The 14,081-nt window shown below is 51.6% G+C and carries 11 protein-coding genes; 5 read left to right on the forward strand and 6 right to left on the reverse strand.

The features are described from left to right. Positions 1 to 16 precede the first annotated feature (16 nt). The 3 genes from asnS (at position 17) to C7120_RS06155 (ending at position 4,205) form a co-directional block, all read left to right on the forward strand. The gene (asnS, locus tag C7120_RS06145) at positions 17 to 1,408 is read left to right on the forward strand and encodes an asparagine--tRNA ligase (protein WP_107620790.1); all 1,392 of its coding nucleotides are present in this window, start codon (positions 17 to 19) and stop codon (positions 1,406 to 1,408) included. 242 nt (positions 1,409 to 1,650) lie between these two features. Continuing rightward, positions 1,651 to 1,950: a hypothetical protein gene (locus C7120_RS06150; RefSeq protein ID WP_107620791.1), complete on the forward strand. Its 300-nt coding sequence runs from the start codon at positions 1,651 to 1,653 to the stop codon at positions 1,948 to 1,950. Positions 1,951 to 1,976: 26 nt separating this feature from the next. Next, positions 1,977 to 4,205 (forward strand): TonB-dependent receptor domain-containing protein, encoded by a 2,229-nt coding sequence (locus tag C7120_RS06155; RefSeq protein WP_107620792.1) that lies wholly within the window; start codon positions 1,977 to 1,979, stop codon positions 4,203 to 4,205. A 68-nt stretch (positions 4,206 to 4,273) separates the two neighbouring features. Here C7120_RS06155 and C7120_RS06160 read toward each other — a convergent pair whose 3' ends face one another. Genes C7120_RS06160 through C7120_RS06175 form a run of 4 tightly spaced genes read right to left on the reverse strand, consistent with a single transcriptional unit; the run spans position 4,274 to position 8,578 of the window. Then, positions 4,274 to 4,912 (reverse strand): LolA-like putative outer membrane lipoprotein chaperone, encoded by a 639-nt coding sequence (locus tag C7120_RS06160; RefSeq protein WP_107620793.1) that lies wholly within the window; start codon positions 4,910 to 4,912, stop codon positions 4,274 to 4,276. Further along, entirely contained in the window at positions 4,909 to 5,751 is an 843-nt protein-coding gene (locus tag C7120_RS06165; protein ID WP_107620794.1) for a S1 RNA-binding domain-containing protein, read from the reverse strand. The genes C7120_RS06160 and C7120_RS06165 overlap by 4 nt, the downstream gene beginning before the upstream one ends. Then, the gene (locus tag C7120_RS06170) at positions 5,744 to 6,439 is read right to left on the reverse strand and encodes an ABC transporter ATP-binding protein (RefSeq protein ID WP_107620795.1); all 696 of its coding nucleotides are present in this window, start codon (positions 6,437 to 6,439) and stop codon (positions 5,744 to 5,746) included. The genes C7120_RS06165 and C7120_RS06170 overlap by 8 nt, the downstream gene beginning before the upstream one ends. 12 nt (positions 6,440 to 6,451) lie before the next feature. After that, on the reverse strand, positions 6,452 to 8,578 hold the full coding sequence (locus C7120_RS06175; RefSeq protein WP_107620796.1) for a cation:proton antiporter: 2,127 nt from the start codon (positions 8,576 to 8,578) through the stop codon (positions 6,452 to 6,454). Between the two features lie 119 nt (positions 8,579 to 8,697). Between C7120_RS06175 and C7120_RS06180 the strand changes: the two genes are divergently transcribed. Next, positions 8,698 to 9,711: an aspartate-semialdehyde dehydrogenase gene (locus C7120_RS06180; RefSeq protein ID WP_107620797.1), complete on the forward strand. Its 1,014-nt coding sequence runs from the start codon at positions 8,698 to 8,700 to the stop codon at positions 9,709 to 9,711. A gap of 380 nt (positions 9,712 to 10,091) precedes the next feature. Next, entirely contained in the window at positions 10,092 to 11,741 is a 1,650-nt protein-coding gene (locus C7120_RS06190; protein ID WP_107620799.1) for a beta-N-acetylhexosaminidase, read from the forward strand. Between the two features lie 58 nt (positions 11,742 to 11,799). Here C7120_RS06190 and C7120_RS06195 read toward each other — a convergent pair whose 3' ends face one another. Both C7120_RS06195 and gdhA read right to left on the reverse strand, forming a co-directional pair. After that, complete coding sequence (locus C7120_RS06195; protein WP_107621411.1) at positions 11,800 to 12,471, reverse strand: septal ring lytic transglycosylase RlpA family protein; 672 nt, start codon at positions 12,469 to 12,471, stop codon at positions 11,800 to 11,802. Positions 12,472 to 12,527: 56 nt separating this feature from the next. Continuing rightward, entirely contained in the window at positions 12,528 to 13,865 is a 1,338-nt protein-coding gene (gdhA, locus tag C7120_RS06200) for an NADP-specific glutamate dehydrogenase (protein WP_107620800.1), read from the reverse strand. Between the last annotated feature and the right edge of the window lie 216 nt (positions 13,866 to 14,081).

Consider the following 14,081-nt stretch of genomic DNA (forward strand, 5'->3'; position numbering starts at 1 on the left):
TAAATCATTAGCGAAAATGAAAAGAACTAAAGTTGTTGATGCTCTTCGTAGCACCGACTTTGGAAAAGATATAACGGTAAAAGGATGGGTTCGTACTCATCGCAGTAGTAAGGTCGTAGACTTCATTGCTCTCAATGATGGTTCTACCATCAAGAACATACAGATCGTGGCAGATCCGGCGAAGTTTGATGCCGAAATACTGAAGAGTATCACCACCGGGGCATGTATCAGTGTCATGGGTGTGCTCGTTGAAAGCCAGGGCGGAGAACAGGCTGTCGAGGTGCAATGCAAGGATATCGAGGTCTACGGCCTTTGTCCCGGCGACTACCCGATGCAAAAAAAAGGGCAGAGCTTTGAGTACATGCGCCAGTATGCACACTTGCGTCTGCGCACCAATACCTTTGGTGCCGTGATGCGGATACGCCATAACATGGCCATCGCCATTCACAAGTACTTCCACGAGCATGGGTTTTATTACTTCCACACACCCCTTATCACAGCCAGTGATGCTGAGGGTGCGGGCGAGATGTTTCAAGTAACGACGCTCGATCTTGACCGTGTCGCGAAGACCGGGGAAGTGGTTTACGACCGCGATTTCTTTGGAAAAAGGACGAGCTTGACGGTTAGCGGACAGCTTGAAGGCGAGCTGGGTGCTACGGCCCTGGGTGCTATCTATACCTTCGGACCCACCTTCCGTGCCGAGAACAGCAATACTCCCCGCCATCTTGCGGAGTTCTGGATGATTGAGCCAGAGGTCGCCTTCATTGATAAGGACGATCTGATGGATCTTGAGGAAGACTTCATCAAGTATTGCGTACGCTGGGCTTTGGACAACTGTAAGGACGATCTGGAGTTCTTGAACAAGATGATTGACAAGACGCTCCTTCAGACTCTTGAGTCTGTCGTCAGCAAGGACTTCGTCCGCCTGCCCTATACCGAGGGAATCAACATCCTTCAGGAGGCTGCGAGAAACGGGCGTCAGTTTGAGTTTCCGCTTACGGGATGGGGCATGGACCTCAGTAGTGAGCACGAGCGTTTCCTCGTGGAGGAGCACTTCAAGCGGCCGGTTATCATGACCGACTATCCCCGTGAGATCAAGGCTTTCTATATGAAGAAGAATCCCGACGGGCGAACCATGCAGGGAACGGATGTCCTCTTTCCACGCATCGGCGAGATTATCGGAGGCTCTGTGCGTGAGGAGAATGGTGAGAAGCTGATTGCGGAAATCCGTGCCCGTGGCATGGAGGAGTCTACCTACAGCTGGTATCTCGATACCCGCAAGTACGGAAGCTGTCCTCACGGCGGTTTCGGTCTGGGCTTCGAGCGCCTGATCCTCTTCATCACGGGCATGCAGAACATCCGTGATGTGATCCCATTCCCGCGCACGCCGAAGAATGCGGAGTTCTGAAAAATCGTTTATTGACAATACTTTGTTGATGTGTCCGACCACTAAAGATTTATTCTGTGTTGTGGAATTATGTGGTTGGACACATTAGCTTTCTTCCTTCTATAGTAAATCTCTCTAAGAATGGTAACGCGATGAAGATTTCGCAAACAGAGAATCTCTCGTCCTGAAAAAGGTTTAAGTCATAGTTTGAGATGGTCAGGGGATAGTTTAATCTTTATTAATTCTATCGTTTTTAATGAAAATTGCTTGCTTTTAACCAAGAAAAAATCTATATTTGCGAGGAAGATAAGTTTAACCTAATTATTAGAACAACAGTGAAAGCTGATGTAAAAACTTTGGCCGCATTAAGCGGAATGGTGTTGGCAGCAGTTGTAGCTGTAAACACAAGTAATGCAATGAGAAGCTCCAAGAGTAATTCTATTTTAAAGGACATGGCAAACCAAACAACCGTTAGGGCAGATAGTATGGGCTGTGTCGGTGATGGCTTTTGTGGATATTCTACAAGTGGAACGGCCTTAAGTGGTAAATGGAGAGAATGGTAATACTCTAATGCGCAGTATTTTCGATTATGGATAGGCTTGTCATATTGTTGATTCTTTGCTTTACGGGCATTGCGGGAAATGCGCAAGACGACATCAAATCCATTCAGATAGTAGACTCGCAAGGAAAACCTGTGAAGGGAATCGTTGTCTCGGTAAATGCGTGTGGCAAGGATTTCAAGCTGAAAACGAAAGAAGACGGAACCGTAAAGCTCAATAGCGCAAACTGTGCAAGCATCAATATTCATGTCGGAAATAAGTTCTACGAGGATGTTGACACGCTCATAGACTCTGCAGGGGGCGATGTCAAGATTGCCCTGAAAGATAAGGTCATAGGCCTGGAAGATGTGGAAGTCAAAGCTTTCAGGCCTATGCTAAAAGGCGATGCAGAGAAAACTATCTACTCGATAGATACCCGTGGGTTGCTGAAAAACGCCAAGGCCAACGAGGCTTTGCGCTTCCTTCCCGGGGTGGTAGCCGAAAATGATACATACAAGATACTGGGGAAGGCGAACAATGCACGACTGAAAATCGACGGGGTTGCGGCATCTGCTGAAGATTTGAAGATGCTTAAGGCCACGGACATCAAGCAGGTCGAGGTACACAACATCAGTTCTGATGACACGGCAGGGTCTTCGGGCGAAATAAACATCATTCGCAGAAGGCACGAACGGCCGCGAATCTACGGGACGGCACAGGTATGGACCAACCTGCTTCATCCTTTTTTCGGAAACTTCGACTCCTTTATGTTTCAGAACAAGAAGTGGGATCTGGGTGCAAGGATGAACTATGTTACCAACAAGCAGCGTATGGAGAACGGAGTGGAGAGGCAATATCCAGCCACCCACAGAATCGAGTCGCTGTATGAAGACCGTCGTTTTGATGTTACGCAGTTTTCCCCGGCTCTGAAGGTGGGCTATTATCCGAATTCCAATGCTTCCATTACGGCCAAGCTCTCACACGATAAGTATTCCAGCGACATCACCCATGATACTCGGGGTTTTGAAGGTGAACGGACTAACACGAGCGCAAAAGAGAACATCGAGCACTACCTCGCGTTGCTGAATGGGTTTCTCAAGATTGGGGAAAAGAATATCCTGTTGTTGAAAGGAAATTATCATAAATATAGATATACGACCCGATATATTACGGGATACGATGACTTTTACCGGTCAGCCATGGACGAATTCACCGCCGAACTGGTCTCTGAAAACAACAAGATAGGCTGGCTTTGGGACGACAATGTGCGCATCGGACTGAAAAGCGTGTGGCGTAAGAATGATTCATATGCCGCAGAAGAAACCAACTATAGCATTCAGCAGCTGCACGCCTCCCTGTCTCACGACTTCAGCAAGAAGCTTTCCATGCTCTTGATACTCAAGGGTGAAACCGACAATCTGAACCATAAGCGCTCCTATGAGTTCCTTCCGTCGGTAAGGCTGAACTATAATATGGGAAAAGCCGGCAGCATTTCGGCAAATTACCAGCGTAATGTCGTCCGCCCAAGTATCGACTACATGAACTCCGACACCTTGCGGGTAAGTGAGTTCCAGCTATGGGTAGGCAACCCGAATCTTGCCTCACAGCACAATGATGCCTTCGAACTGTCTTACCGCAAGCAGATAAAGTCGGCCTATCTTACGATTGCCGCAAGCTATAATCGCCAGAAGGGTATCATCAATCCGGCATATTTTGATCCTCAAGACTACAATACTTACACCTATGAGAACATCGGAAGCAAGGACGAGGCTTCATTCTCTGCCAACTGGACACAGCGTCTGTGCAAGGGAAGGCTTAATCTCTCTTTTACCTTGGCGGGGCTGTATACAAATTACGATGTGGCAAGGAACTTTACCGATGCTGTGCTGATGGTTCCTGAAAAAGGATTCGGATGGTCGACAAACCTAAGCTTCAGCTACCTCACTACCCTGCAGTGGCAATACTCTCTCTTGTGTTCCTATCGTCCGCAGACCTATTCCTTCAATACCATAAACTATCAGAGGCCGCTCTTGACGGGGAGCGTCACGAAGGCGTTCTTTGATGACAAGCTCGAGGTCGGCGTAAACTTCCATAACCCATTGCTCTTTTTGAACCGCACCCATGGCACCAGCAAGTTCCGTGAGATGCGGCTGCGTTCTTGGCGGAGAATGTATATGAATGGCATAGAACTAAGTCTCACTTGGAATTTCGGAAAACGATTCCGTGGGCGCAGAGGTGCTGAAGATGTAGGCAACAATGACATCGAGTTGAGGAAATAATGTATTATCCCTGCCGATAATTGTCTTCTCAACGGGTTGTCTTGAATCTAAATGACAAGCCGGGCCTTCTATTTAGAATTCTTTTCGCGTTTGTCTATGATCCTCGCATTCGGATATTTCGAGGGATAGAAGCTGAAGTTGACATCCGAATAATTGGCTGGCGTAACATTCCAAAGCCAGATATTGGCCCATATAAGGCCGAGCTTTACGCGCAGACGGGTCGGCTTGTTGGTTGCTTTGTCTATCCATATCTCCGCATGCTTTATCTTTGCGTCCTTGTCCAGAGCCCTTACCGTGATCTTCCAGTCATCCCCGTCGCTGACCATGGAGTATAGGCAGTTGTCCTTGACCTTATTGATTTGCTCCGTCAGCGACGCGTTTTCATCCTCGTCCTTATGCCTGTTGCGCTTTGGGTTTGATATCTTCACCACTTGGGTCTGCCTGTTCATCGTCCAATAGGTGTTGCCGTCAAACCAGTCGATGGTTCGCTTGCTCCTCCGCTGGAATTTGTTTCCCTTGAAGATGACATATCCCTGCCAGTGGAATAATGCCACATCAATCTTGTAGTTCAGGCTTGCGCCACCTGGGTTCTGAAGCATGTCGAGTGCCTTGATCAGTACGGCGGGAGGCTGTTGTTCCTTGTTCCGTGCGCTTACGGTAACCGCCAATGCGGCGAACAGCCAAATCAGTAAACTCTTAAATCTCATTCTGCCAGTTTGATTCCTTCTTCTCCTAATATAATAATAAGGTGTCGCTTGTAAAGGTCGCCGATGGCCTTCTTGTATGTTTTCTTGCTTACCTGGAAGCGGCGTTTGATTTCCTCAGCGTCGCTCTTGTCGCCCAAATCACACTTTCCCCCATGCTCATGGAGATAGTCGAGAAGCGTTTCAGAGAAGTCGAGGGTCTGTCTGCGTCCGGTAGCCTGCAGCGACAGATCGATCTTTCCGTCCGGTCTGACGCTGCTGATATAGCCTTTCATGCGGTCGCCCGTATGCACAGGCTTGAAGATCTGGTTCTCGTATATCAGCCCGGGATAGCTGTTGTCTATAATTGCCTTGAATCCCAGCTCCGTCTTCTGCCATATGAGCAGGGAGACTTCGTCTCCCGTGGCATAGGGAGGATAGTCCTCCGACAGGTATTTCTCTATTTTTGCCGAGGCAACGATGCGGTAGCTCTCCTCGTCGATGTATATGTAGACGATGTAGGAGCTTCCTATCTCCATGCGCCTCTTTTGCTCATGGAAGGGGCAGAATACATCTTTCATCAGCCCCCAGTTCAGGAAAGCTCCGTATTCATTCACCCATACGCATTCCAGACAGGCGAAGTCGCCCACCCTGGCAAGGGGCTTCTCGGTTGTGGCAACCGGTCTTTCGTCTTGGTCAAGATAGACGAATACCTCGATTTCGTCCCCTATCCGGTAGTTTTCCGGCACATATCGCCTGGGCAGAAGAATCTCCCCCTCGCTGCCGCCGTCGAGATAAAGTCCGAAGTCTACTGCTTTTACAATCTCAAGCGTGTTATAGTCGCCTAATTTGATTCTATTCATGGGTCTCTTGTTTTGGGGTTTCCGTGGCCTCTTCGGGTATCACGATTAGCCCGTCTTTCAGGTGAATGGTATTGTCGGTGATGGCAGCAAGCTCTTCGTCATGCGTTACGATGACGAAGGTCTGTCCGAATCTGTCTCTCAAATCGAAGAACAGTTGGTGCAGTTCTGCCTTGTTTTTTGAGTCCAGTGAGCCGCTTGGCTCGTCTGCCAGGACTACCGCGGGGTTGTTGACCAAAGCTCTTGCCACTGCCACGCGCTGCTTTTCGCCTCCCGAGAGCTCGTTAGGCTTGTGCGTGGCACGGTCGGTCAGCCCCATAAACTCGAGCAGTTCCATAGCCCGGCTTTTGGCTTCTGAGCGCGAATGTCCGGCAATGAAGGCCGGAATCATGATGTTTTCGAGTGCGGTAAACTCAGGAAGTAGCTGGTGAAACTGAAACACGAATCCGATGTGCCGGTTGCGGAAGTCGCTCAATTTGTTAGCGGAGAGTTTCCCCACATCAACTCCGTCTACAAGGATCTGTCCGTTGTCGGGCTTGTCGAGCGTACCGATAATCTGCAGGAGTGTGGTCTTTCCCGCTCCCGATGGTCCCACGATGCTCACGATCTTGCCTTTGTCGATATGCAGGTCGATGCCTTTTAGCACCTGCAGTGAGCCGAAGCTCTTGGTGATACCTTTTATCTCTATCATATCTTTTTTCGTTTATGGGTGTATTTTCTTGTGCAGCCATCCGTTGAGCATGTCATAGGCACTGAGTTCCTCGGTATGCTGCGGTTGGGCAAATGTCATCTCGTCCATGGTGCTGCCAAACTGGTCGGGGAAGATAATCATCAGGTTCTTGCCGCTAAAATACTTGGTGATTTCTTCCGGGAGGCGTTCCAGGGCGTTCTTGAAGGATACCGTTCCTTTCCGGGCTGTTACCACGACGAAGAGATGGTCGTCGGCGATGGCCTTGGCCAACTGTGGCATCGAGTTCCAGTGTTCCATCTCCTGATAGCCCGCGCGGATGTCGGCATGCCGGTTCTGGATGTATTCCTTGATGAGCGCGAGCGTGTCGTCTCGCCCATTGAAGGTGATGCGGCATTCCAGGCTCTCGGCTATTCGCGAGAGCCGTTCCAGCCAGCGATAGAACCCCGGCTCGTATTGAGCCCTTGAGGGAACGGCTACCTGGATTCTGCGGAGCGTATTGAGGGGCTGCATCAGACGGGCCATGATGATCTGTTGGTTCAGTCCGTTGAACAGGCTCTGGTGGAATTGTCCCCAGAATTTGGTGCTCACATTGAAGTGCATGTGCAGCCCAATGACCACCTCGGAGGCCTGAAACTCCTTGAAGGCATGCTTGATTCCGTTGGCGATGTTTGCCGCTACGCGCACCTGCGTATTCATGGGAATGTCGGTGGCAGCGGCATATTTGGTAACTTTATCCAGCAGTTCGCGCCCCCGTTCCTGGTTCGCCTTCATGTTTTCGTCGTCGTAGACCACATTCAGCCCTATGAGAGCACGGTTCAGCTTGGGGTTTCTCATCAGGATGGCAAGGTTTACGAGCTGTTCCGCATATTCCGGATACTTCACCGGCACAAGCATTCTCTCGTCGTCTTTTTCGGGTAATTCGTCGCTTGCCACTTCCTTGTCGCGGAGGATGATGCGCTGGGCGGCATACTCCGTAACGAGCGAGGAGATGATGCAGGTGAACAGAATCATGATGACGATGCCGTTCAGCATCACATCATCCACGACCGGTTGCCCGTCGGCATTTTTCAGTCGCAGCCCCACCATTACCATGGCGATGGCGCCCGCGGCATGAGCCGAGGTGAGGCCAAACATCATGTGCCCCGACGAGAGGGGCATTTTCAGCAGGAGAGAGGCCACATAGGCTGCCAGAGCTTTGCCCAGCGTGCCGAATAGCACGAAGCAGAATACGACCCAGATGATGCCCCCGCCCTGGAAGAGCAGCCGCACATTGATGAGCATGCCCACGCCGATCAGGAAGTAGGGAATGAAGATGGCGTTGCCGATAAACTCGATGCGGTTCATCAGGGGAGACAGGTGGGGAATGTATCGGTTCAGTATCAGGCCTGCGAGAAATGCGCCGAAGATGCCCTCAAGGCCAATGGCCTCCGATAGCGAGGCACTCATGAACAGCATCACGAGGACGAAGATGAACTGCATGACGGCATCGCTGTACCGGCGCAGGAACCATCGCGCGAGCCTTGGGATGAAAAAGATGAGGACGACACAGAAGGCCACGAATTTCACCGCAAACCAGATCCAGAAGCCCCAGCTGCTGTTGCCCTGATTGGAGGCCACGATGATGGCCAGCATCACGAGTGCCAGAAAGAGCGCTATCATGGTGGAGCCTACGCTCACGATGACGCTGGGCTTTCGCTGCAGGCCATATTTCCCCACGATGGGGTAGGCCACGAGCGTGTTGGAAGCCATGATGCACCCCAGCAGGAGCGAGGCCGTAACGGAGTATCCGAGCATGTCCTTCCCCGTGAAATAGGTGATGGCAAAGGGGATCAGCGAGGTGAGCAGGCCGAAGGTGAGCATTCTGTATTTGTTCTTCTTCAGTCCCTCCATGTCCATCTCCAGGGCGGCCAGGAACATGATGTAGTAGAGGCCCACCTTGCCGAAGAGCTCGAACGAGGCGTCCCGTTCCAGTATATTCAGCCCGTATTGGCTGATGAGCACGCCGGCAATTACCATTCCGATGATGTGCGGAATGCGCAGTTTGCCCATGATGATAGGGGCAAAGAGGATGATCAGCAGCACCACGAGGAATCCCAGGGTGGGATCGGTGATGGGGAAGTATTGCGGCAGGCTGGACATGGACGAGTACTTTGTATTTGCCTGCAAAATTAGCAAAAAAAATGCCAAAGAAGGTATATTTCGACCGAAAAATTGTACTTTTGCAAGCATAAGAATCGTTTATTGTTTTTTAAAAGGATATGAAAGTTGCAATCGTTGGTGCCAGTGGTGCCGTTGGTCAGGAATTCCTGCGCATTCTCGCGGAGCGCGAATTTCCCATGGATGACTTGGTTTTGTTCGGCTCAGAGCGCAGTGCGGGCCGCAGATACACCTATCTCGGCAAGGAGTATGAGGTGAAGCTTTTGCGGCACAACGACGATTTCAAGGATATCGGCATAGCTTTCACCTCTGCCGGCGCGGGCACTTCTCAGGAGTTTGCCGAGACCATTACCCGGCATGGAACCGTGATGATCGACAACTCGAGTGCCTTCCGCATGGACGGGGATGTGCCTCTCGTGGTGCCCGAAGTGAATGCCGCGGACGCCCTTGTGCGCCCCCGAGGCATCATCGCCAATCCTAACTGCACCACGATTATGATGGTCGTCGTGCTGAATCCCATCGAGCAGTTGAGCCATATACGCCGGGTGCATGTAGCGTCTTATCAGAGTGCCAGTGGCGCGGGTGCCGCCGCGATGAAGGAACTGGAGCAGCAGTATCGCGAGCTTGTGGAGACGGGCGAGGTAAAGACTGTCGAGAAGTTTCCCCATCAGTTGGCCTACAATGTGATTCCGCAGATAGACAGGATGACGCCGAACGACTATACGAAGGAGGAGATGAAGATGTTTAGCGAGACGCGCAAGATCATGCACTCGGAGGTGCGCGTCAGCGCCACCTGTGTGCGCGTGTCTTCCCTGCGCTCCCACTCGGAGGCCGTATGGCTTGAGACCGAGCGGCCGCTCACCGTCGAGCAGGTGCGCGAGGCCTTGAAGGCAGCCCCGGGCATCCGGTTGGAGGATGATCCGCAGGACTATGTCTATCCCATGCCGCTCGAATCGGCCGGCAAGGACGATGTCTATGTGGGGCGTGTGCGCAAGGATCTGGCCGACGACAACGGCCTCACCCTTTGGCTCACGGGCGACCAGATTCGCAAGGGGGCGGCCTTGAATGCCGTCCAGATAGCCGAGTATCTTATCGAGTCGGGAAGCGTGAAGTAGTCTCTCGCCTCCCTTTAAGCCGTCGGTGATATAGTAAAACAGCCTATTTTAGTGACTGAAACAGCCTGTTTTACTCACTAAAACAGCCTGTTTTACTTTTGTGGGGACTATCTTCTCGCCACCCATGCGAGCGGCGCCGGCTATATCGGATACCTCGACAAGGCTTTCGCGGGCAGCCGGAAAGCCTCCGTGCCCTGACTTTCCATTCCAAAAGGCCTCTTATATTGTGGCCAGATACCTCGTCCTTTCTGCTGCCATCTTCGTCAGTGGATGGCTGATGAGTTTCTTGATAAAAAAACAAACAGTTTGCGGGAAAGAAAGTTCAGATTTCATATTTTTTACTTATCTTTGTGGCAAGATATAACTAAAAGCTTAATAATATGAAGAAAAAGTTTTTGCTCGTGATTATTTCCACCGTCATTTCGCTGGGAGGGCATTCGGCTGTCAATGAGAATCAGACGGCTGATTACAATGTAGTTCCGTTGCCTCGGGAGATTAGTTTCTCGAAGGGCGGAGAGTTCGTCATTACGGAGAATACCCGGATCGCTTATCCCGAGGGCAATGAATTGCTGAAGAAGGATGCTCAGTTCCTGCGCGACTACATCGCCGACCTTACCTCGTTGCGGCTTTCGGTAACAACGGAAAAGCTGAAGAGTGGCATTATCCTGAAGCTCAACCCTAAGGTTCAGAACAAGGAGGGATATGTGCTCACGGTGAACAAGAAAGGCGTGAGCATCGAGGGAAGTACTGCCGCCGGCGTTTTCTATGGCGTGCAGACGCTTCGCAAGTCGATTCCCGTGGGCAAGGAGATAGCTGCGGTTACCCTTCCGGCTGTTGTCATCAAGGATGAGCCGCGCTTCGACTATCGTGGGATGATGCTCGACTGCGCCCGCCATTTCTTCCCCGTGAAGTCCGTGAAGCAGTTCATTGACCTCATCGCTATGCACAACATGAATGTCTTCCACTGGCACCTCACCGAAGACCAGGGCTGGCGAATCGAGATAAAGAAATATCCGGAGCTCACGGAGAAAGGTTCCGTGCGCACGAGTACGGTGCTCGGGCATAACGCGAAGGTGTATGACGGAACTCCTTACGGTGGTTACTATACGCAGGCGGAAGCGCGCGAAATCGTCAAGTATGCTGCCGACCGCTACATTACCGTTATTCCGGAGATCGACATGCCCGGGCACATGGTTGCCGCGCTGACAGCCATTCCCGATATGGGATGCACGGGCGGTCCTTACGAGGTGTGCCGCCATTGGGGGGTCATGGACGATGTGCTCTGCCTGGGGAATGAGAAGACCTATGAGTTCTGCAAGGATGTACTCTCGGAAATCATGGATATCTTCCCGTCGAAATATATCCATCTGGGCGGCGACGAGACTCCCCAGACCCGTTGGAAGGAGTGCCCTAAGTGTAAGAAACTCATGGAAAGGGAAGGCCTGAGCGCCGGGAAGCTGCAGGGGTACTTTACCAATCGCATCGAGAAGTTTGTCAACAGCAAGGGGCGCAGCATCATCGGATGGGATGAGATTCTGGATGGAGACATCAACCAGAGCGCCACGATCATGAGCTGGCGCGATACGGAGCCTGGCGCTAAGGCAGCCAAGTTGGGCCACGATGTCATCATGTCGCCGACCACCTATTGCTATTTTGACTATTATCAGACGCATAACGACAAGGAGCGGTGGAACGAGCCGCTGCTGATCGGTGGCAATCTGCCGATAGAGAAGACCTATTCCCTGGAGCCGGTTCCCGCGGGCGCTACCCCTGAAGTTGCCGCCCATATCATCGGGGTACAGGGAAACCTCTGGACGGAGTATATCGCTTATCCGTCGCTGGTTGAATATCAGGTGCTCCCAAGAATGGGAGCGTTGAGTGAGGTGCAGTGGACGAACGGGAAGAGAGACTTCGAGGCATGGAAGAAAAGGCAGTCGCGCATGCTCGACCTCTACGACCTCTACGGCTTTACCTATGCCACCCACCTGTGGCCGCAACGAATTCCCGTGGCGAATCAAGACAAGAAATAAAACGGAAAGCGCAATCTCTATGAGGTTGCGCTTTTGCTTTAGTGCTTGCGGGAGCCGGTTATTTCACGACATCGTTTCCCCTGTGTCGCAGTTTCTCGAAGATATCCGACCAGATGTTGCTTTCCTTCTCCTTTTTGTGTTGGGGGCCGGACTGCGGCTTAGAGGCGTTAGGCTGGGACTTGGCAGCGGGTGCCTGACGGGTGCCGGGCGACTTCTTCACGACCTTTTTGGGAGATGGATTTTTCGTGCCTGTGGCCTCCTGCAGATCCGCCTTCGTCCAGTTGTCAACGAGGCTATAGCCGGCTTCGGTGATCTCAAAGTCCATTTCGGGCAGATGAAGGGTCTCTTCCGGTCGGTAAGGAATGCCCCGGACCTCTTTATATAATTCTACCTTTACGGTTGCAACGCCCTGTGCTAAAATGCCCAGCTGCTTGGCCGCTCCCCAGGAGAGGTCTATGATTCTCCCTCGGACAAATGGTCCGCGGTCGGTAACCCTGACGATGACTTCTTTTCCGTTGCTTGGATTGGTAACCTTGAGCAAGGTCCCGAAGGGATAGGTGCGGTGCGCGCAGGTGAGGCTGTCGTGGTGAAGCCTTTCTCCGCTTGCCGTACGGGCACCTGTCGCACGGCGGGAATAATAAGTGGCCTTACCCCTCTGCGTTTGTGCGGGCAGTGGGGTAAAGCCTAAAATCGTGATCCATGTAATTAAAACGCTTCTTCGATATGTCATATATAATGGGTCCGCCCCCATGTCTTCCTAAAGAAGACACGGGGAAAGGACTTGGATTATACGACGCCCTGGTCGAGCATGGCCTTGGCTACTTTCATGAAACCGGCGATGTTTGCTCCCTTGACATAGTTCACATAGCCGTCGGCTTCCGTGCCATACTTGGTGCACTGCTCGTGGATGGAGCTCATGATGTAGTGGAGCTTCTCGTCCACTTCCTCCTTGCTCCAGTGCAGGCGGATTGAGTTCTGCGTCATCTCCAGGCCTGAGGTTGCGACGCCGCCGGCATTGACAGCCTTGCCCGGGGCGAATAGTTGCTTGGCTTCCACGAACTTGTCAACAGCCTCGGCCGTACAGCCCATATTGCTGACTTCGGCCACACATAAAGGCTTGTAGGCGAGAATCATGTCGGCATCCTCGCCGTTCAGCTCGTTCTGGGTGGCACAGGTCAGATAGACATCTGCCTTGACCTCCCAGGGCCTCTTGCCGGCAACGAACTTGGACCCCGCAAATTTCTCTGCATATGGAGCACAGATGTCATTGCCGCTTGAACGAAGCTCGAGCATGTATTCGTTCTTCTCCCCACAGATGCCTTCCGGATCATAGATGTAACCGTCAGGACCACTGATCGTGATGACCTTCGCTCCCAGTTGGTTGGCCTTCTTGACGGCTCCCCATGCAACATTGCCGAAGCCCGAAACGACCACAGTCTTGCCCTTGAGGTCGAGCCCGTGGCTCTCCATCATGTGGTGAACGAAGTAGAGAGCGCCGAAGCCGGTTGCCTCCGGACGGAGAATAGAGCCTCCCCATTCCATGCCTTTACCCGTGAGCACGCCCTCGTAGCGATGAGTGAGCTTCTTGTATTCTCCAAAGAGGTAGCCTATTTCGCGGCCTCCGACGCCGATATCACCGGCAGGGACATCCTCGTCCGGTCCTATATATCGATAGAGCTCATCCATGAATGCCTGGCAGAAACGCATGATCTCGCCGTCGCTCTTTCCGCGGGGGGCAAAGTCGGAACCGCCCTTGGCGCCACCCATCGGCAGCGTGGTGAGTGCATTCTTGAAAGTCTGCTCAAAGCCGAGGAACTTCATGATACTTAGATTGACTGACGGATGGAAGCGCAGACCTCCCTTATAAGGGCCGATTGCGCCGTTGAACTGTACGCGATAACCGATGTTTACCTGTACATTTCCCTGATCGTCGACCCAAGGAACACGGAACATGTGGACACGCTCGGGCTCTACGATGCGCTCAACGATCTTTGCCTTCTCGAACTCGGGATGCTGATCATAGACATCTTTGATAGAGATTAAAACTTCTTTCACTGCCTGAAGAAACTCAGACTCACCTGGATGCTTGCGCTCCAGCTCCTGCATAATTTTGCTAACTTCCATAGTAATATCTTATTAACAATATTAGTTATTGGTTTCAATATGTCATTTAAGACAAGGCAAATATAAGTTTTTCCGGTGTAACTACCAAATAAAAACAGATTATTTTTTGCTTTTTGCTTGCATCTTGTAAAAAATAGGCTTTGCCAAACACATTTCTTATGTAGGCTTCTTGATTGCAAATTAAGAAAAAAAGTTTGGATTCTGCAACAAAAGAGG

It is taken from the genome of Prevotella sp. oral taxon 376 (genome assembly GCF_003043945.1).
Classification (GTDB): Bacteria; Bacteroidota; Bacteroidia; order Bacteroidales; family Bacteroidaceae; genus Prevotella.